The organism is Microbacterium thalli, assembly GCF_028737325.1.
Lineage (GTDB): Bacteria > Actinomycetota > Actinomycetes > Actinomycetales > Microbacteriaceae > Microbacterium > Microbacterium thalli.
In genome coordinates this window covers 455,380-474,295 of the sequence record NZ_JAQZCH010000001.1, presented here as the reverse complement: position 1 = coordinate 474,295, position 18,916 = coordinate 455,380, and the positions used below count along the sequence as shown (strand labels likewise).

Genomic DNA, 18,916 nt, shown 5'->3' with positions numbered 1-18,916 from the left:
CGACGTCAGACGCCGTCGCGCAGGTCGCGGAAGAATCCGTCGACGTGGGTGCGCAGGACGTCGATGCGCCGGTCGCGTGCGGCGCCCGCGTCGAAGCCGAGGTAGGGCGGCGGGTCGAGCCGGCGCACGTTGCGCGAGCACTCGAACCGGGCGCACAGCAGCGTGCCGACGGTGTCACCCGCACGGCCGGCCTTTCCCGCGCGGCGTGCGGAGAAGAGCACGACGTCGTTCGGCAGCGTCACGTCGCAGCACCAGGAGCACTGCGGTCGCGACCGGGTCGGCTGCTCCGCTTGGCGCAACTGCAGCCCGACGGCCGCACCGTCGAGCTCGGCGACGATGAAGCCGAGCAGCGGCGTCTTGGGGTCGCGCCAGCCGTAGTAGTCGCGAGCGCTCCAGTCGACCTCGGCGAGGTCGGCGGGTACGACGAGCGAGTTCCGCTCGCGGAGCGACACGTTGATGAAAGAGGCGCGGATGGTCTTGTCGGTGAGAGCGAACATGGGAAGTCCTGTCTGAGTACGCGTGCACGCGCGGCATCGGCGCGGCGACGAGGCCGCGACGCGAGCAGCGCGAGCGAATCATCCCGGGACGGTCGACACCGCCCGGGACCGGGAGAGGCACACCACGGACACGAGTCGACGTGGCGCGCGCCGGATCAACCGGCGAGAAGGACGAAGGATGCCGCGCCTGTGCCGCCGGCGCTGTGCGCGCCGGAGACCCCCTCACGCCCGGAGGGCATCGGCAGACGGACGGTACTCACCCGGCCAGGGTACTCCTCCAGCATCGCGCCGCGGCACCGGTCCCCCGCGCTGCGCCGAACCGCGCTACCGGTATCGCACCACAGCTTCTCGGATAGCGTCCGCGTGCTCATAGATCTCGTCCAGCCCCTCGAGCGCATGGCGAGTCTCGACCTTGTTCTCATCCAACAGACCGAGGTACTTCTGTCGAGAGTTGAAATGGAGCCGAGCGATCGGCTTTCGGTTGTTGTCGTCGAGAAGCACCGCGAAGTAGCTTTTCGCATCCCGGTGAGTCACGCGCTGCGGCTTGATCTCCCCGCAGGCAATGGCCTTCACGATCTGATAGCCCTCGAGCTCCTCCAGCGTTGTTTCAATCTCGGTATCACGCTCGAGGTCCTTCTCCACTTCGGCTTCGCTCGAAATGGGCACGATAGCTTCAGCCACAGGTCGCACAGCGATGTTGGCACCCAGCGCGGTCTTGAGCCGGTCGTTCACGCTCTCGGTCAGGAACTGGCGCGAGGCCTTCGTGACGAGCGTCGTGAACTGTTCGCGGACGCGCGCCGTGTAGGCGCCGTCGTATACGCGCTGAGTGAAGAACTTGATCCACTCATCACTCGGCTCCCGGAATTGCGACGCGATCTCCCGCTTGAGCGCACCGACATACTTCAGCTCCTCAGCGGCGCTGATGATCGACTCCAGATCGAAGCTGTCCTTGCTGAGCTTCTGAACCTCAGGGATGAGGGTCTCGTCGATGTCGAGGAGATCCAGCACCAGGAACGGCTTCGCGTCCATTCGATTCGGCGCATCGAGGTCAGTGAAGAACTGCCAGATCACGCCGTTCGTCAATGCGGCAATACGCGCGTTCGTCGTCGAGAAGTATCGAAACAGCTGCGAGGCATGCTCGATCTTCGGCGCGCCCGTCGAAGCCTTGCACTCGATCAGGATCTGCACCTCGCCGTCACGCATGATGGCGTAGTCGACCTTCTCGCCTCGCTTGATCCCGACGTCCGCGGTGAACTCGGGCACCACTTCGAGCGGGTCGAAAACGTCGTAGCCCAAAATCGTCGAGATGAAAGGCATGACGAAGGCGTTCTTGGTCGCTTCCTCCGTACCGATAACCGCGGCCTGGTTGACGACCTTCGCGGCGAGCGCTGAAAGACGGTCCTGAAACTCCACTGTTCCCCCCAAAGGATCCCTACTCGGTTGAGAATAGTGGGGTCAGCCGCCTCGCAGTGACAGACGAGCCTCGTCGGCATCGCGCCGCGGCATCCCGACCGCTCCGCTACCCGCGCCGCCCTACGCGGCGGGAACGACAAGCGCCGCAACGACCGCCACGACGCAGAGCGCGACGACGCCCGCGATGCCGATGACCACGACGCGGGTCCGCCGCTCATCATCACGCTGCGCCACGAGGCCCGCGAAGACCCCCACCGCGCCCACGGCGACGACGCCCCCGTACGCGATCGCTTCCTGCAGCGCGTAGTCCGGTGCCGGAAGCGCCGGGTAGACGGGCGCCGCCGAGTAGCGCAGCGCGGCGACGAGAATCAGCACGACGATGGCCGCGACGGCCACGATCGATATCGCGATCCACGCCTTCGCTCTCGACATACGCTCCCCCGCGAGTCCCGGATGCTTCAGTATCGCGCTGCGCCGAACATGCCTACGCTGGCCTCGATGACCAACGATCGGGGCCGGCGATTCGTCGAGGGTGCGGGCGCGCGGCTCGAACCGCATCATCCCCACTTCCTCACGTCGCACCCGACCGCGCTCGGGCTGGCGTGGATGGCGGGCGTCGTCGCGCTCCTCGTGGTCTGCGACCTCGCGGGTGGGCCGGGGTGGCTGCGAGCCTCGCTCGCGCTGACGGCGGCTCTTCCTCCGCTGGTAGCGACGTTCGCGGTGCTGTCGCAGACGCCGCGCTCGCACCTCGAGTACGAGCCGTCGATCCTGACCCACTTCTTCGCGCGCTTCCTCGCCCTGTTCAGCGCGTTCATCTTCTGGCTCGGGTCGGTCGTCATCGGCGGCGCGATCGCCGTGCAGCTGACCGACGAGAGCGGGACCGACATCGAGACGGCGTGGGTGCTGGCCGCCCGGCTCTTCGCGATGATCGTGCCGCCGGTGACCGTGCTGCTCTACTGCGTGCTGATCGTCCGGTACGCGGGCTACCTGGCCCGGCTGCGCGGCTGGTCGGCGGTGCCGACGCGCCACCGCATCCCCGAGCGCTTCCTCTCGGAGGCGCCGCGCACCCGGCAGATCGTGATCGGTCTCGCTCACCCGGGGCTGCTGCTCGCGGCGGGCCTGCTCTCCACGCTCGTCGCGATCGCCCTCACGGTGCGTGCCGAGAACCTGCTCGCCTGATCGGGCGGCTCAGTCGACGGCGCTGCGCACGAGCTCGCGCACGCGAGCCTCGACCTCGGGAGTGACCTCGACGATCGCGAACGACGTCGGCCACATCGAGCCGTCGTCGAGGGTCGCCGTCTCGTCGAAGTTCAGCGTCGGGTAGCGGGTGTCGAACTTCGACTTCGGCTGCACGAAGATGACGACCTTGCCATCGCGGGCGTACGCCGGGAAGCCGTAGAAGGTCTTCGGCGCGAGATCGGGCGCTTCTTCCGAGACGATGCGATGCGTCATCCGGGCCACCTCGCCGTCGATGCCGTCGAGCTCGTCGATCGTCGTGACGCAGGCCTCGAGCTCCTTTGCGAGCTTCGCCGCGCCCTTCAGCCCCTTCGTCGCGCGCAGCTCGTCGGCGCGCTGCTTCATCGCGGCCTTCTCCTCGTCGGAGAACCCTGCGCCACGACTCGTCTTCTCGGCCATCGCCGCCCCCTTCCCGCGCCCGCGACCGGGCGTCACGATCCGATCGTGCCACCTCGGGGGCGTTGCGGACAGGGACCGTCGCTGCGCCCGCTTAGGCTCATGGCATGCGCGCGCGTTTCGGAGCAACTCTGCTCGTCCTGTCGGCTCTCGCCCTGGCCGGGTGCTCGTCGTCACCGGCATCCGAGGCTCCCGACACGATGCCGACGGCGGATGCCGTTCCCGACGGCGCCTGCGCGTACGTCGAGGCCGCCGGTGGCGTCCGCGAGGTGACCGCGCCTCCCGCCGAGGCCGAGGTCTCGGGTGACGTCGCGGCGGTGCTGCAGACGTCGGCGGGCGACATCCCGATGACCCTGACCGCCGACCGCACCCCGTGCACCGTGGGCAGCTTCGTCTCGCTCGCCGAGCAGGGCTACTACGACGACGCCCCGTGCCACCGGCTCACGACCGAGGGCATCTTCGTGCTGCAGTGCGGCGATCCCTCGGGCACCGGCCGCGGCGGCCCCGGTTACCGCTACGCCGATGAGCTCGACGGCAGCGAGACCTACCCTGCGGGCACTGTCGCCATGGCGAACGCCGGTCCCGACACCAACGGCTCGCAGTTCTTCCTCGTCTACGAGGACACCCCGCTGCCCCCGTCGTACACCGTGTTCGGACAGCTCGACGAGGCCGGCCTCGCCGTCGTGCGCGAGGTGGCCGCTGCGGGAACCGACAGCGGCGCCGGCGACGGCGCTCCCGCGACAGCCGTCACCATCACCGGCGTCTCGCTCGGCTGAGCCCGCCGCGGCGCGAGACCGCGGCTTCGGCGGCCTCCCCCGCTCCGTATGATTGAGCGCATGTCGAAGGTCCTCCAGTCCCTGCCCGTCGGCGAGCGCGTCGGCATCGCCTTCTCGGGGGGTCTCGACACCTCCGTCGCGGTCGCGTGGATGCGCGACAAGGGTGCCGTGCCCTTCACCTACACCGGCGACCTCGGCCAGTACGACGAAGACGACATCGCGTCGATCCCGGGCCGCGCCCTCCAGTACGGCGCCGAGGGGTCGCGCCTGATCGACTGCAAGCCGATGATGGTCGAAGAGGGCCTGGTCGCCCTCGCCTGCGGTGCGTTCCACATCCGCTCGGGCGGCCGCACCTACTTCAACACGACGCCGATCGGCCGCGCCGTCACCGGCACGATGCTCGTCCGCGCGATGAAGGAGGACGGCGTCGACATCTGGGGCGACGGCTCCACCTACAAGGGCAACGACATCGAGCGGTTCTACCGTTACGGCCTGCTCGCGAACCCGTCGCTGCGCATCTACAAGCCGTGGCTCGACGCCGACTTCGTCACCGAGCTGGGTGGCCGCACCGAGATGAGCGAATGGCTCGTCGCGCACGGCTTCCCCTACCGGGACTCCGTTGAGAAGGCCTACTCGACCGATGCGAACATCTGGGGTGCGACGCACGAGGCCAAGACCCTCGAGCACCTCGACGTCTCACTCGAGATCGTCGAACCGATCATGGGTGTGCGCTTCTGGGACCCCGCGGTCGAGATCGAGCCCGAGGACGTCTCGGTCACCTTCGAGGCCGGTCGTCCGGTCGCCGTCAACGGCGTCGAGTACTCCGACATCGTCGAGCTCGTGATGCAGGCGAACGCCATCGGCGGTCGCCACGGCCTGGGCATGAGCGACCAGATCGAGAACCGGATCATCGAGGCCAAGAGCCGCGGCATCTACGAGGCCCCGGGCATGGCACTGCTGTTCATCGCGTACGAGCGCCTCGTCAACGGCATCCTCAACGAAGACACCCTCGCGACGTACCACGAGCAGGGCCGCCGCCTGGGTCGCCTCATGTACGAGGGCCGCTGGCTCGAGCCGCAGTCGTTCATGCTGCGCGAGTCGATCCAGCGCTGGGTCGGCTCCGCCATCAGCGGCACGGTCACGCTACGCCTGCGCCGCGGTGAGGACTACACGATCCTGAACACCGAGAGCCGCAACCTGTCGTACTCGCCCGAGAAGCTCTCGATGGAACGTGTCGGCGACTCCGCCTTCGGCCCCACCGACCGCATCGGACAGCTGACGATGCGCAACCTCGACATCGCCGACTCGCGCGCCCGCCTCGAGCACTACGCGGGACTCGGCCTCATCGGCGGCCCCACCGCCGAGCTCGTCGGCGACCTCGAGCGCGGCGGGGCGGCGGAGATCACCGAGAACGCGCAGCTCGACCCGGCCCTGGCCGAAGCGGTGGATGCCGCCGGCGAGTCGGCCTCGTTCGACTTCGGCGCCGACTGATCGCGCGCACTCTCCGCTCAACGCATCGACCCGCCGCGCCCGAACTCCTCGGATGCGGCGGGTCGACGGCGTGAGGCGGGTTGCCGCGCTAGGCGGACTCCTCCTCCGTCTCACGCGTCTGCGCGGAGCCCCGAAGCCGCGCCGGGTCGAGGAGGAACAGGGCGACGAGCACGAGCGCGATGCCGCCCGCGATGAACAGCCCGCTCGAGCTCTGCAGACCGATCGTGAGGTACCCCAGCAGGGGCACGTGGAGGACGTACTGCCCGACCGTCGAGACGGCGTACGGCTGGGGATCGTCGGTGTCGTTCGCGTCACCGCGCAGCACGAACTCGTAGACCCCCGGCTCGCGCTCCACCGATGAGACGAGCCGGTGGGTCACAAGGCCGAGGTTGCGCGGACGCTGCACGGTGACGATGTCGCCGGGCGAGACATCGCCCGCCGGCACGGTGCGGGTGAACACCATCGCCCCGACCGGGATCTGCGGCTCCATCGACCCGGAGATCACGGCGACGGGACGGACGTTGAAGGCGAGCGCGGCGACGAACGCGACGATGCACACGGCGCCGATGACCGCTGCCAGCGAGAGGATGCCGGATCGCAGCATCCCGAAGACGCGCCAGCCCAGCGGCGCCGAACGATCGGCGACACTGGGCCGACGCGAAGCGCGCCGAGTGGTCACGGCCTCACCGACGTCGCGTCGAACCGGACGGAGAGAGCGGACAGGCCGCCGTTGAGCTCCTCCGTGCCCGGCTCATCGAGATAGTCGATCGTCAGCACCACGGTCTGCGCGCTGCCCTCGGCGCCCGGCGCGAACGCGTCGCCGTCGGTGAGGGGCAGATCGCCGCGCGGCGCGAGCACCCCGAGCGAGCCCGTCGCCTCGTCCCATGTGGCTCCCGAGAACACCTCGTTCCCGGCCGGGTCGACGGCGGTGAAGCGCAGGTAGGGCGTGATGTTGGGGACGTCCGCCACGGCGCCGTCTCCTCCAGCGGCGACCACCGTCACCGTCGTGTCGGCTGCGAGGCGCTCGGTGTTGTTGAACACCGGGATCTCGATCGAGATCGAACCACCCGGGACCAGCAGTGCCGCTTCGGGGATCGGCCGCTCCGCGGGGCCGTCCGCGATGACCTGCTCGACGGTGCCGTCGAGCGAGACCGTTCCGATCGCGAACCGGCCCTCGAATCCGATGCCGTTCGCGCCGAGCCCCAGCGTCGCCGAGTCGGCGAGCGCGGCTGCGCTGATCGAGATCGCGCCGAAGGCGAGCATGCCGGCCGCCGCCGCGAGCCTCAGAGCGGCGCCCCGGGTGCTTCGTCGCCGAGCACGCTGTGCGCGCAAGGCGTGTCGTGTCTGAGTCATGCGTGTTCCTTCCGTCGGCGTGCAGCCAGCACGGCGCCGAGCGTGAGCATGCCGAGCGCGGTCGCCGCGATGAGAGCCAGCGTCGTCCCGGAGCCACCGGTGTGGGCGAGAGCGTCGTCGGGGCTCGGGCCGGTCTCGGGAGTCGTCGCCTCAGCCGAGGCGACGAAGCTCAGGTCGAGCGTGCCGCTCGCGCCCTGGTATTCGTTGCCGGCGCTGCGCGGAAGCGCCACGCGGGCGGTGTATCGACGCTCCTCGTGCGCGCCGAGCGCGTCGAGCTCGACCGTCGCACCGAGCACGGAAGGTGCGGCGCCGGACACCACCACCTCGCCGGAGTCGTCGACGATCTCGACGTGGATCGGATGCGAGCCGCCGAACAGCTGCGCGGAGTCCCCTTCGATCGTCAGCACCACCGGCAGCGTCTGCGTCGTGGTGTTCCGGACGTCCACCTGCCAGTCCTGGGAATGGCCGGGGGCGGGAGCGACGATCGTCGTCGTCGCGGGCGTCGCCTCGATGAGCTCCTGGGTGGCGACCGCCGGCGTGGCGGAGGCCGCGACGAGACCGCTCGCGACGACCGTCGCCCACAGTGCCGCCGTCACCTTGCGGATGTTCACTCGGTCACCTCCACACGGATGCCGGGCAGGGCGAGCGGCGTGAACGTGCGCCTGTTCGTCTCGTTCCCCGGGATCGCACCCTGGCGCCCATCACCCCATCCGATCAGGACGGAGTCGGACTGGGTCGCGTAGCTCGTGTCGCGCGAGCCGCCGATCATCACGATGTCGGTGAGTGGCAGGCGGACCGGGGTCGTGGCGTTGGTCGTGCCCTGACCCGTGCTGCCGTCGGGTCGGATGTTCCCGGTGGCAGCCCAGCTGGCGTTGCTTCCCCAGCCCCATACCCCACCGGACTTCGTGAGCGCGGTGAAGTGGTAGTTGCCGGCGGACAGGCGCGCGACGGGTTCGTCGATGTTGATCGGATGCACCTGGACGCGTGTCTGCGCCGTCGCGATGCGGCCAATCTGACCGTTCGCGGTCTGCCCGAACGTGTGCACCACGCCGTCGCGCGTCAGAGCGGCGCCCGCCTGCCGCGACGATGTGATCTCGACGACGGAGCAGGTGTCTTCCGGCGAATGCACCGGCACGGCGGGGCCCTCGCAGCCCTCGACGAGCGCGTTCAGTTGCGGCAGCTCCAAGGGGTTCGGATTGTTCACGGTCGCGGTCGTGCCGTTGCCGGCCTCACCGGACACGGCGCGGCCCCACCAGAAGACGCGGTTCTCTCGCGTGATGACCCAGGTGAGGCGCTGGCCGACGTGCATGGAGTGCACGTTGTCGATCACGAGGTACGGCGAGTGCGGCCCGCGGTTCTCGACGGTGGACCCGTTGCCGGCCTGGCCGTACTGACCCGAGCCCCACGTGTAGACCTTGCCGCTCTCGGTGAGAGCCGCCATCGTCGCGCGCATGGACCCCAGGTCGATGACCTTCTCGTCATCGGGGAACTCGACCTTCTGCGGCGTCGCCCGGAAGTCGTTGTTCCCCGACGTCGTGCCGATGCCGAGGCGCCCGAGCTTGTTCAGGCCCCAGGTGTACACCTCGCCGTCGGCCGTCAGCGCGCCGAAGGTTCCGGGCGTCTCGCTGATGTCCGACGCGCCGACGACCTTCACGACGTTGTTGAGGCCGTGTACGGGCTGAGGGGAACGATCGTTGTCGTTCTGCACGCCGTTGCCCCCCATTCCCTGGCCCTTGAAGCCCCAGACCCAGACCCACCCGTCCGAGAGTGCCGCCGAGGTCGAGGTGAACTGGCTCGACACCGCCTGGTACGACGCGGGCATCGTGTAGGTCTCGGCGGCCGCGGTGGCCGTATCCGTGTAGCGGGCCTCGGTGGGCGCGGGCGCCGCGACGGCCGCGGAGACCGCGAGTGCCCCGAGTGCGGCGAGCGCGCCGTACCGAGCACGGCGTCGCGTTCTGACGGAGTGCGTCATTCCAGCTCCTTGGGTCGAGGGACGGGTCGGGGATGATGGCCGGGGCGTCAGGCCGCTCCCGTCGCGGTGAGGCCGAGAAGCACATCGCGGCCGTAGTAGTACGGGCTGGGGATCTGATCGAGATACACGAGCTCGACGACGACCGTGCGGATGCCGCCCGCGGGCCAGTCGGGAATCGTGGCGACCGCTTCGGCCGCCGGAACGCGCGTCGCGACCTCGACGCCGTCGACCCAGATCGATGCGAGCGTGACGTCGAGCGCGTCGCGCACGACACCGTCGCCGTCGGGGACCGGCGGGAGCAGCGAGGCGAGCGAGAACGTGACGTCGCCGGCATCCACCGTGCCCGCGTTCTTGACTTTCACCTCCACTCGGGCGGGATCGCCCTCGCCGATCCGGGGGATGGGGCCGATCTCGCCCGTGTCGATGGGCCACGGCTCCGGATTGCCTTGTGCGACCGACCCGTCGGCGGCGACGAAGCCGAGATCGTAGGTTGCGCCGATGGGGGCGAACGACACGTCGGCCTGATCACTGAAAGCTGCGCTCGTCGCGCCGACGAGAAGACCGAGCGCGAGGCCCCCGGCCAGCACGAGCTTCACCGGCTCGGCCACGCGTATCGTGCGCCTCATCGGTTCTCTCCTTCGAACTGGAACTGGACGCCGGTGCCGGCGCCTCGCCAGCGGTTGTCCACGGTGTCGGGCAGATCGATGCGCACGTCGAGCAGGCGGTGCTCGCCCGCTTCGAACGCGTCGTCCCACGTGTAGGTCGTCAGCTCGGGCGCGGGCACGCGGTCCATGAGGGTGCGGTCGCCGTCGCGCACCGTGAACTGCAGCTGGTCGAAGAGCTCGACGAAGCGGCCGGTGTCGGGATCGATCTCGTCGCCGCGAGGGTCGGGATCGACGATCGACAGCGACAGGGTGCCGGCGAGGCGCGGGCTCGCGTTCTGAGCGGCGATACGAAGCGAGATCGAGCCGCCGGGAGCGAGCACCGTTCCCTCCTCGAGGGCGATCTCGTACGGGGCGGGGCGGCCGGGCTGCCACTGGTCCTCGGAGGGTACCCACCCGTCGCGGACGGAGCCGGCGGTTCGGATCTCGAACGTGTTCTGCGAGCCGTCGAGGAAGACGTGCACGTCGGCGGCGTCGGTGAAGGTGGCGGCGGTGAAGAGCGCGCCGACGCTGAGGAGGGCACCGGCGGCGAGGCTGAGCCTGAGGCGAGCGCTGCGGTGGGGGATCATCGGTCTCGTTCCATCTCGGGTCGGGGAACCCGGGGGTGCGGTGAACCGCACCCCCGGGCAGGGGTCAGGGCTGGACCGAGCTGGCGTCGAAGTGCGCCTGCACGTACGTGGTCTTGCCCTGGAGGGCGTTGTTCGCCTCGACCGACCCCTGGTCGGGCAGCGTGATGCTCACCGAGAGCACGCCTTCCTCGCCCGCGGCGTAGACGCCGAGGTCGAGGTCGGCCACGGCCTCCTGCGTGGCGTTCGCGACGATCTCGGTGCCGTCGAGCGCGATCGTGTAACGCACGGCCTGCGCGAACTCGGCGTCGGAGACGAAGCCGGCGCGGTCCTGCAGCGTGAAGGCGAGGTCAGCACCCAGGGCGGGGCTCTCGTTGCGGAACGGGATCTCGACCGAGACGGTGTCGCCGGGGGTGATGAGGTCGGCGCCCGGAACCGCGATCGCCACACCCTCGGCCGTGTTGGCCTCCTGCCAGGTGCCGGGGATCGGCTCGTTCGTCTCGGGGTCGGTGCCCACCACCTGGATGTTGAAGCGCGTGTTGTCACCGCCGATACCCGAGTCACCGCCCAGGTTCAGGTTGGCGAAGTCGGTGAAAGCGGCTGCCGTGAGCATGCCCGCGACCGCCAGGAGGGAACCTCCGGCGACGAGGAAACGCTTGGAGCCACGAGTGGATTCGGTTGCAGTCATAACCAGTTCTTTCGTTCGGGGCATGGTCTGACGCGCGTCTGCGACCGGGTGTCGAAGCGCGGCGTCATGTGTTTGAGTAGCTATATGGCAATCGATCACACCGTTCGCCACAATTGGCATGACCGTCTGACGAAGACCGCCGCCGAGCGCCTGGCGGGCGTCTACGCGAACGACGCCGATTCACTGCGCCGCTTCGCCATCGCCCGCGGCGCCGATCCCGAGGCCGCGGGCGACGCCGTGGCCGAGGCGTTCCTCGTCGTCGCCACCCTGGGGTCGCCGCGCATCGCGGAGATCGACAACCTGCGCGCGTACCTGTTCACGACCGTGCGGAACATGGTCGATCGTCACCACCGAGACAGCCGGCGGACCACCGCCGTGCCCGATGATGTGCTCGAGCGGGTCCCCGTCGACCCGGAAGCCCCGTTCGCCCTCGACGGCTCGATCGACCTCGCCCGCCGCGCGCTCGACTCGCTCGACGAGACGACCCGCCGTGTCGCGATCGCGGTGCTGATCGATCGCCGACCCGCACGCGAGGTCGGCAGCGAACTCGGGTTGACCGCCTCGCACGTGTCGACCATCGCGCACCGCGCCCGCAGTCACCTGCAGGTGGGGTACATCCGGTGCTTCATCGAGTTGAGCGACCTGTCCTGCGGGGTGTCCTCCGACGTCCTCGCTCGCGTGATCGTCGGCACGGCGGGCACCCGCCAGCTTCGCGAGTACCGCCGGCACCGTGCGCTCTGTGCGACCTGCGCGAGAGTCGAGCACGAGGCGCGGGACGAGCTGAGCGCCGGATCGCTCACCTTCGGCCTCGTCGCCGTCGCCGTTGCGGGCGCCGGCACGACGACGCGTCCGCGAGCCGCGCACGCTCGACCGCGGGGCCGCGACCTCGGGCACCTCGCGCTCGTCGCGCTCATCGCGGCGGCGGTCGCCTCGTGGCCCGAGCCGCTGCACGAGGCCCTCGAGCTACGCGAGAGCACCGACGCGGACCCAGGCGGGTATCACGTTCCCGTCGCGGTGCCCGTCGAGTCGCCCGCATCGGGCATGAGCGCCGACCCCGACCGCATCTCGGCCATGATGCCCGCGCCGGGCGAAGAGACCGCGTGGACGACCCGGCTCACGAACCACGCCGAGCGCGAGCTGACGGTCTACGCGACCCTGTCGACACGGACGACGGATGCGACCGAGACACCGACTCTCGAGGTGCGACGGGACAGCGACATCGTGGCCGGCCCCCGGTCGGTCGCCGGTCTCGACGAGACCATCTCGGTCGGTCGCGTCGATCCGGGTTCCAGCATCGACATCTCCGGCGTCGTCCGCCGAGACGAGCGCGATCGCATCCAGGACCTGTCCGGCGAGGCATCCATCCGTCTGACGGCCGCGCCCTGGTCCCCGGACGATCCCCCGGCCGGCACGATCGTGCCGCACCCGGCGGTGGTGGACGCTCTTCCGCCGTCCGGCGCGACGCCGGGACGCACGGCGGCGATCGCGCTCGCGGGCCTGGCAGCTGTCGGCTCCGGCGCGTTGCTCGTTCGACGGCGTTCTTCGCGATCGGCGCCGGAGGCCCGATGATCGGCCACCGCGGCGAGCGATCCCCCGCCCGGCCGCGTGCGCGTCAGGCCGTGTCGACGTGGTACCGCCCGAGGGGCAGCATCAGCGGCTTGCCGGACCGCGGATCGGTGATCACCTCGTTGCGGATGCCGAACACCGCTTCGACCGTCTCAGCGGTGAGCACCTGCTCGGCCGGCCCGGCGGTGACGATGCTGCCCTCGCGCATGGCGACGAGGTGGTCGGCGTAGCGGGCCGCGAGGTTGAGGTCGTGCAGCACCATGACGACGGTGACGCCGCGGTTCCGGTTGAGGTCGGTGAGCAGGTCGAGCACCTCGATCTGGTGGCTCACGTCGAGGAACGTCGTCGGCTCGTCGAGCAGCAGCAGATCGGTGCGCTGCGCCAGCGCCATAGCGATCCACACGCGCTGCCGCTGCCCGCCCGACAGCTCGTCGACCGCGCGGTCGGCGAGCTCGAGGGTCTCGGTCGCGGCGAGCGCCTCGGCCACCGCCTCGTCGTCGGCCGTCGTCCACCGCGAGAAGATGCCGTGATGCGGGTTGCGTCCGCGCCCGACGAGGTCGGAGACGGTGATGCCCTCGGGTGCCGTCGGCGACTGGGGCAACAGCCCGAGCGTGCGGGCGAGCTCCTTCGCCGGCATCCGGTGTACGGCGGCGCCGTCGAGCAGGACGTGTCCGGCCCGGGGCGTCAGCAGACGCGACATCGAGCGCAGCAGCGTGGACTTGCCGCACGCGTTCGGTCCGACGATGGCGGTGATGCGACCCGACGGGATGCGCAGGCTGAGACCCTCGATGATGGTGCGGTCGCCGTAGCCGACGGTCAGATCCTCGGCGAGCAGGGTGTGATCGTCGGTCACAGGGAACCTCCGGCGCGATTGGTGCGGATGATGAGGTACAGCAGGTACGGCGCGCCGAGCACGCCGGTCACGATGCCGACGGGGTAGCGGATGCCGAGGGCGTACTGACCCACGAAGTCGGCCACCAGTACGAGCAGCGCACCGATCAGGGCGCTCGGCACCAGGAGCGAGCCGCGCGGGCCGATGACGCGCGCCGCGATCGGTCCGGCGAGGAACGCGACGAACGCGATGGGTCCCGTCGTCGCGGTGGCGAAGGCGATGAGGCTGACCGCGGCGACCACGACGATCAGTCTCGTACGCGCGACACGCGTGCCGATGGCCGCGGCGGTGTCGTCGCCGAGCTGCAGTGCCGCGAGGTCACGCGAGCGGGAGAGCAGCAGCGGGGCCAGCACGAGAAGCGCGGCGCCGGCCGTGACGACGTCGCTCCAGGTGGCGCCGTTCAGGCTGCCGTTCAGCCAGCGGAGCGCCTCTTGCAGGTCCCACTGACCGGCCTGCGAGAGCACGTACTGCGTCAGCGCGTCGAGCATCGCGGCGAAGCCGATGCCGATCAGGATGAGGCGGGTGCCGGCCGATCCCGATCGCGACGACAGCAGGTAGATCAGCAGCGCGACGACGAGCCCCGCCACGATGGCGAAAACCGAGACGGCGAGCCCGCTGAGGCCCAGCATGACGATCGCGAACGCGGCTGCCGCGCTCGACCCGGCGCTGATGCCGATGATGTCGGGGCTCGCGAGCGGATTGCGCAGCATGGTCTGGAAGGCGACGCCGGCGAGCCCGAAGCTGAGGCCGACGATGGCGCCGAGCAGCGCGCGCGGCAGACGCAGCCGCCCGATCGTGAAGGTGGCGCCCCCGGCATCCTGTCCGAGGACGACCGCCATCACCTCGGCCGGTGAGGAGAAGGTCTGACCGACCATGACGTTCAGCGCGAGCGCGGCCACGACCGCGATCGCGAGGCCGACGATGACGGCGCGACGACGACGGCCGCGCCGACGCCGCAGGTCTGCGACGACGGCGACGGGGGTTTCGGCGGATACGGCGGTCACAGCGACTTCACCTTCTGGCGACGGACGATCGCGACGAAGAACGGCCCACCCACGAGCGCGGTGATGATGCCCACGTCGATCTCGGCGGGACGCGCGACGACCCGGCCGACGACATCCGAGGCGACGACGAGTGCGGCGCCGGCGACGGCGGAGAAGGGCAGCAGCCAGCGATGGTCGACGCCGACCAGCAGGCGACAGGCATGCGGCACGAGGAGGCCGACGAACGCGATGGGTCCGGCGATGGCGGTCGCAGCGCCGCAGAGCAGGACGGCGCCGAGTGCGGCGACGGCTCGCGCGACGGCCACCCGCTCGCCGAGGCCCGCGGCGAGGTCGTCGCCGAGCGCCAGGGTGTTGAGGCTGCGGGCCGAGAGCAGACTGACCGCGAAGCCGACGAGCAGGAAGGGCACGACGAGCGACACCGACGGCCACGTCGCGCCGCCCACACCGCCGATGAGCCACGAGCGCACGTTGTCGGCGATGTCGCCGCGCGGCAGGTAGATGGCGGTGACGAACGACACCAGGGCGGCCGAGGTCGCCGCGCCGGCGAGGGCGAGCTTGAGGGGGGTCGCTCCCCCGCGGCCGAGGGAGCCGACGGCGTAGACGAAGGCCGCCGCGATCCCGGCGCCGAGGATGGCGACCCAGATGTATCCGCTCGCCGAGGCGAGGCCGAACCAGGCGATCCCGATGACGATCGCGAGCGAGGCACCCATGTTGACGCCGAGGATGCCGGGATCGGCGAGGGGATTGCGCGTGACGCCCTGCATCACGCCACCGGCGACACCGAGCGCAGCGCCGACGAGCAGCGCGAGCGCGGTGCGGGGAATGCGCTGGCCGACCGCCGCCTGGTCGAGGTTCTCTTGGGCGCCGCCGAGCGCGGCGACGATCTCGTCCCACGGCACCGTGCGCGAGCCGACGGCGAACGACAGCCCGCACAGCCCGACGGTCACGGCGACGAGCGCGATCAGCCAGGCGGCGCGAACGCGGTTCGGGCGCCGCACGACGGCGACGCCCGAACCGGCAGGAAGAACTGGTGTCACTGGGACTTTCCAGCGGCCTCCGCGAGCAGAGCGAGGTACTCGTCGAGGATGTACGAGATCGACAGCGGCGTGGGGTTCGCCGCGGTGCCGAGCGGGCCGGCGCCGTCGAGCGAGACGATCGCGCCGTTCGCGACGGCGGGCATCTGCGACAGCAGCGGGTCGCCCTCGAGCGTGCGGACGAGCTCCTCGTCGCCGTACGTGACGATGATGTCGACGTCGGCGAACACGTCGACCTGCTCCGAGCTCACGCTGCCCGAGAACTTCTCGCTGTCACTCGACGCCTCCTCGACGCTCGTGGGCGTCGACAGGCCGAGGTCCTCGAAGAACGCGGCACGCGTGTCGTGCGAGGTGTAGAAGTTCACCGTGCTGAGGTCGGACGGGTCGACGTGCGTCATGAACATCGCCGACGTGCCGGCGAGCTCGGGGTGCTTCGACGCGGCGGCCTCGATCTCGTCCTCGAGCGTCGAGACGAGCTCTTCGCCCTCCTCCGCCATGCCCATGCCCATGGCGTTGAACTCGATCACGTCGCGCCACGAGGTGGCCCACGCCGACTCCGGGTAGGCCACGACGGGAGCGATCTCGCTCAGCGTGTCGTAGTCCTCCTGCGTGAGGCCCGAGTAGGCGGCGAGGATGACGTCGGGCTCGGTGCTGGCGACGGCCTCGAAGTCGATGCCGTCGGTCTCGTCGAAGAGCACGGGGGTCTCGCCGCCGAGCTCCTCGAGCTTGTCCTCGACCCAGGGCAGCAGGCCGTTGCCGTCGTCATCGCCGAAGTTCGCGGCGGCCATGCCGACGGGGACGACGCCGAGCGCCAGCGGAACCTCGTGGTTCGCCCACTGGACCGTCGCCACGCGCTCGGGCTTCTCGGGGATCGTGGTCGTGCCGAGCGCGTGCTCGATGACGATGGGGTATCCGGCGCTGCCGGCTTCACCTTCGGGAGTGGACGAGCCGCTCGGTGAGCCGGTGCCGCCGCAGGCGGTGAGAGCGAGGGCGGCGACGAGGGTCGTCGCGGCGGCAGCCGCGGTGCGACGAGGGAACATGGAGGTCTCCGGTTTCGGTGGGTGCGGCCTCCCGGACGATCGCGCGGCGAGAAGTGCAGGCGCCGGACCCAGGTAAGGCTTGCCTAGCCTAGCCCACCCGATCGGCCGCTCGTGGCGCGTCGATCAGGACGCAGCGACATCCGAGGGAGCGACGTCCGAGGGAGCGATATCCGTCGAGGCGGCATCCGTCGAGGCGGACGTTCGACGGCGATCGCGACCGGCCGCGAACACCATGCCCGCCGCGTACACGAACAGGGCGCCCGCGGCGACCCCGATCACGATCGGGCGATTGGCGCCGTTGAGCACGTTGTTGACCCAGCCGAGCAGCGGAAGGGCGTACCAGAGGGTGCCGCGGATCTGCAGCGGCTGCACGGGGTCGGGGTCGGCGGCGTCGTTGTTGTCGCCCTTCGTGAGGAAGGTGAGCTCGCCGTCGGCATACGTCTTCGAGATGACCCGGTGGCTGACGACCGCGGCCTCGCCGGAGCGGATCTGGTAGGTGATGACATCGCCCACCTCGATCTCGTCGACCGGAGTGGGGCGGATGACGACCAGGGTGCCCGGGGGCAGGTTCGGTTCCATCGACTGCGTGAGCACGGTCATCGCGGTGCCGCCGACGAGGGCAGGGACACCGATGACCGCGGCCGCGATGGCGAGGATCAGCACGAGCAGGGCGGCGCTGAGCGAGACCGCGAGGTAATGCAGCAGGCTCTCGCCGGTGGCGGCGCGGGCGGCGGCGACGCGTCGCACGCGCCGAGAGGCCGTCGACACGGTGCCCGTGTCCAGAGCGGGGGTCGTTGCGGTGGTCATGCGCATTCCAGACTCGGGAAGAAGAGGAGCTTGGTGGTCCGCAGCACCGGGATCGCCGTGCTGGCGGGCGCGGTCGTGCCGGAGGTGCTGTCCTTGGCCTCGATCGCGAGGGTGTACGTGCCGTTGCGGCCGAAGCTGTAGCCGTCGAGCGTGACCGACGCGGTGGCGTTGGAGCTCGAGACCGACGCGACGGTGGCACCGGTCGCCGTGTCGTACACGCGGTAGGCCACCGCGGCACCGGCGGGCCGGTTCGCCGGTGCGCTCCAGCTGAGCACCGCGGAGCGGTAACCGTCCGTGCAGGTCACGTTCGTCGCCGCTTCGAGCCGGTAGACGTTCTGGGTGATGGCGGCGGTGCTCGCGGTCGCGGTCCAGCTCGTGCCGACCGCGCCGGTGACCGCGAAGGCGCTGGTCACGCTCTGACCCTGCAGCGCTGCGTTGGTGCTGGCGGCATCCGTTCCGCTGATGCGCGTCGCCACGCAGACCGTCACACTCGCCCCCGGCGCGAGCGAACGGGCCGCGGCGGGCAGAGCCGGCGCGCGGTCGGCGAGCGTGGTGAACACGGCGCCGCTCGCCGGGATCGTCGCCCCGCACGTCCCGGTCCACAGGATCAGCGCCGTCTTCTGCGCGAGGGTCGCGCTGCCGGTGACCTGATTCGCGAGCGTGTACGTGAGCGGGGCGCCGCCGTTGTTGGTGATGGTGAGCGCGCCGGTCGCGGTCGTCGAGGTGCTGCCGCCGTACCGGTAGGTCGTGTTGAGCTCGCCGCTCTGCGCCAGGGCCGTGGCGACCGTGGTCGACGAGGCGGTCGCCGAGACCGACGCGGTGGCGTTCCAGAAGGCGGCGGCGGTCCCGCCGCCGGCCAGCAGCAATACGGTCGTCACCGCGGCGATCGCGGCGATCGAGCGGCGACGCATCACGGCCGCACCTGCGTTCCGGAGATGGCGAGCGTCACGGGAGACGCGGCTCCGCCGGCGGCAGCGGCGGGGGCGTTCGTCGGCAGCCCGAGCCCGACGCAGACGATGGCGGTCGCGCCCGGGGCGACGGTGGCCGCCAGGCCGGCGCGGGGCGTCGCGCCGACGTTCGTCGAGACGGCGGAGGTCAGGCGACCGGCGGTGCAGTCGGCCGCCGAGCTCGCCGTGCCGACCGAGACGACGACCGCCGCGGTGAAGGGGGTGGCCGTCCGCGGGCCGGTCACGGTGTCGAGGGTGAGTGCGAGGGGGGTGGTGCCGCTGTTGCGCACGGTGCTCGGCGCGAATACGGTGCGCCCCGGGTAGAGACCGGTCGCCGCCAGCGTGAGCGGCGTCACGGTCAGGCTCGACGATCCGGCGCGGAGCGTCGCGGCCGAGGCGGCGGATGCGGCTGAGTTCCAGACCGCGAAGGTGCCGCCTCCCGCGAGGACCCCCAGGATGACCGCGCCCGCGGCTGCCGCCGCCCCGAGGAGCAGTCGAGCCGGCGTGGAACGGCGGCGGGCCTGCTTCTCGAGACGCGCGGAGCGACGCGTGGGTGCGGACATCGGAGGATCCTCG

At 70.6% G+C, this 18,916-nt stretch carries 22 protein-coding genes; 4 read left to right on the top strand and 18 right to left on the bottom strand.

Annotated features, from left to right (window positions below):
- Positions 1–5 precede the first annotated feature (5 nt).
- The 3 genes from PUW82_RS02490 to PUW82_RS02480 all read right to left on the bottom strand — a co-directional run bounded on the left by PUW82_RS02490 (position 6) and on the right by PUW82_RS02480 (position 2,342).
- The gene (locus tag PUW82_RS02490; protein WP_274220759.1) at positions 6–497 is read right to left on the bottom strand and encodes an FBP domain-containing protein; all 492 of its coding nucleotides are present in this window, start codon (positions 495–497) and stop codon (positions 6–8) included.
- 324 nt (positions 498–821) lie between these two features.
- Entirely contained in the window at positions 822–1,910 is a 1,089-nt protein-coding gene (locus PUW82_RS02485; protein WP_274220758.1) for a type I restriction endonuclease, read from the bottom strand.
- Positions 1,911–2,030: 120 nt separating this feature from the next.
- The gene (locus PUW82_RS02480) at positions 2,031–2,342 is read right to left on the bottom strand and encodes a hypothetical protein (RefSeq protein ID WP_274220757.1); all 312 of its coding nucleotides are present in this window, start codon (positions 2,340–2,342) and stop codon (positions 2,031–2,033) included.
- A gap of 66 nt (positions 2,343–2,408) precedes the next feature.
- On the opposite strand from PUW82_RS02480, the gene PUW82_RS02475 reads away from it, so the two are divergent.
- Entirely contained in the window at positions 2,409–3,089 is a 681-nt protein-coding gene (locus tag PUW82_RS02475; protein WP_274220756.1) for a hypothetical protein, read from the top strand.
- A 9-nt stretch (positions 3,090–3,098) separates the two neighbouring features.
- Here PUW82_RS02475 and PUW82_RS02470 read toward each other — a convergent pair whose 3' ends face one another.
- Positions 3,099–3,545, bottom strand: coding sequence for a hypothetical protein (locus PUW82_RS02470; RefSeq protein WP_274220755.1), 447 nt, complete (start codon positions 3,543–3,545; stop codon positions 3,099–3,101).
- A 104-nt stretch (positions 3,546–3,649) separates the two neighbouring features.
- On the opposite strand from PUW82_RS02470, the gene PUW82_RS02465 reads away from it, so the two are divergent.
- The gene (locus tag PUW82_RS02465) at positions 3,650–4,318 is read left to right on the top strand and encodes a peptidylprolyl isomerase (RefSeq protein WP_274220754.1); all 669 of its coding nucleotides are present in this window, start codon (positions 3,650–3,652) and stop codon (positions 4,316–4,318) included.
- Between the two features lie 60 nt (positions 4,319–4,378).
- The gene (gene argG / locus PUW82_RS02460; RefSeq protein ID WP_274220753.1) at positions 4,379–5,809 is read left to right on the top strand and encodes an argininosuccinate synthase; all 1,431 of its coding nucleotides are present in this window, start codon (positions 4,379–4,381) and stop codon (positions 5,807–5,809) included.
- A gap of 88 nt (positions 5,810–5,897) precedes the next feature.
- On the opposite strand, the gene PUW82_RS02455 is transcribed toward argG, so the two are convergent.
- The 7 genes from PUW82_RS02455 to PUW82_RS02425 all read right to left on the bottom strand — a co-directional run bounded on the left by PUW82_RS02455 (position 5,898) and on the right by PUW82_RS02425 (position 11,050).
- A complete protein-coding gene (locus PUW82_RS02455) occupies positions 5,898–6,488 on the bottom strand; it encodes a signal peptidase I (protein ID WP_274220752.1) in 591 nt (196 codons plus the stop codon).
- Complete coding sequence (locus PUW82_RS02450; protein ID WP_274220751.1) at positions 6,485–7,162, bottom strand: hypothetical protein; 678 nt, start codon at positions 7,160–7,162, stop codon at positions 6,485–6,487. The genes PUW82_RS02455 and PUW82_RS02450 overlap by 4 nt, the downstream gene beginning before the upstream one ends.
- Positions 7,159–7,773 carry an LPXTG cell wall anchor domain-containing protein gene (locus tag PUW82_RS02445; RefSeq protein WP_274220750.1) on the bottom strand — a complete coding sequence of 205 codons (615 nt, stop codon included), beginning with the start codon at positions 7,771–7,773 and terminating at the stop codon, positions 7,159–7,161. Before PUW82_RS02445 ends, PUW82_RS02450 begins: the two co-directional genes overlap by 4 nt.
- The gene (locus PUW82_RS02440; protein ID WP_274220749.1) at positions 7,770–9,134 is read right to left on the bottom strand and encodes an RCC1 domain-containing protein; all 1,365 of its coding nucleotides are present in this window, start codon (positions 9,132–9,134) and stop codon (positions 7,770–7,772) included. Before PUW82_RS02440 ends, PUW82_RS02445 begins: the two co-directional genes overlap by 4 nt.
- A gap of 47 nt (positions 9,135–9,181) precedes the next feature.
- Positions 9,182–9,760 carry a SipW-dependent-type signal peptide-containing protein gene (locus tag PUW82_RS02435; RefSeq protein ID WP_274220748.1) on the bottom strand — a complete coding sequence of 193 codons (579 nt, stop codon included), beginning with the start codon at positions 9,758–9,760 and terminating at the stop codon, positions 9,182–9,184.
- Complete coding sequence (locus PUW82_RS02430) at positions 9,757–10,365, bottom strand: hypothetical protein (RefSeq protein ID WP_274220747.1); 609 nt, start codon at positions 10,363–10,365, stop codon at positions 9,757–9,759. Before PUW82_RS02430 ends, PUW82_RS02435 begins: the two co-directional genes overlap by 4 nt.
- A gap of 64 nt (positions 10,366–10,429) precedes the next feature.
- Complete coding sequence (locus tag PUW82_RS02425) at positions 10,430–11,050, bottom strand: hypothetical protein (protein WP_274220746.1); 621 nt, start codon at positions 11,048–11,050, stop codon at positions 10,430–10,432.
- An 84-nt stretch (positions 11,051–11,134) separates the two neighbouring features.
- Here PUW82_RS02425 and PUW82_RS02420 point away from each other — a divergent pair, with 84 nt between their 5' ends.
- Positions 11,135–12,619, top strand: coding sequence for an RNA polymerase sigma factor (locus PUW82_RS02420; protein WP_274220745.1), 1,485 nt, complete (start codon positions 11,135–11,137; stop codon positions 12,617–12,619).
- A gap of 43 nt (positions 12,620–12,662) precedes the next feature.
- Here PUW82_RS02420 and PUW82_RS02415 read toward each other — a convergent pair whose 3' ends face one another.
- From PUW82_RS02415 to PUW82_RS02385, 7 genes are all read right to left on the bottom strand, one after another.
- Complete coding sequence (locus tag PUW82_RS02415) at positions 12,663–13,469, bottom strand: ABC transporter ATP-binding protein (RefSeq protein ID WP_274220744.1); 807 nt, start codon at positions 13,467–13,469, stop codon at positions 12,663–12,665.
- Positions 13,466–14,512 (bottom strand): FecCD family ABC transporter permease, encoded by a 1,047-nt coding sequence (locus tag PUW82_RS02410; protein WP_274220743.1) that lies wholly within the window; start codon positions 14,510–14,512, stop codon positions 13,466–13,468. The genes PUW82_RS02415 and PUW82_RS02410 overlap by 4 nt, the downstream gene beginning before the upstream one ends.
- Positions 14,509–15,549, bottom strand: a complete 1,041-nt coding sequence (locus tag PUW82_RS02405) for a FecCD family ABC transporter permease (protein WP_274220742.1) — start codon at positions 15,547–15,549, stop codon at positions 14,509–14,511. Before PUW82_RS02405 ends, PUW82_RS02410 begins: the two co-directional genes overlap by 4 nt.
- Complete coding sequence (locus tag PUW82_RS02400) at positions 15,546–16,586, bottom strand: iron-siderophore ABC transporter substrate-binding protein (RefSeq protein WP_274220741.1); 1,041 nt, start codon at positions 16,584–16,586, stop codon at positions 15,546–15,548. The genes PUW82_RS02405 and PUW82_RS02400 overlap by 4 nt, the downstream gene beginning before the upstream one ends.
- Positions 16,587–16,709: 123 nt before the next feature.
- Entirely contained in the window at positions 16,710–17,393 is a 684-nt protein-coding gene (locus PUW82_RS02395; protein ID WP_274220740.1) for a signal peptidase I, read from the bottom strand.
- Positions 17,390–18,307, bottom strand: a complete 918-nt coding sequence (locus PUW82_RS02390) for a hypothetical protein (RefSeq protein ID WP_274220739.1) — start codon at positions 18,305–18,307, stop codon at positions 17,390–17,392. The genes PUW82_RS02395 and PUW82_RS02390 overlap by 4 nt, the downstream gene beginning before the upstream one ends.
- Entirely contained in the window at positions 18,304–18,903 is a 600-nt protein-coding gene (locus tag PUW82_RS02385; RefSeq protein ID WP_274220738.1) for a hypothetical protein, read from the bottom strand. Before PUW82_RS02385 ends, PUW82_RS02390 begins: the two co-directional genes overlap by 4 nt.
- Positions 18,904–18,916 lie beyond the last annotated feature (13 nt).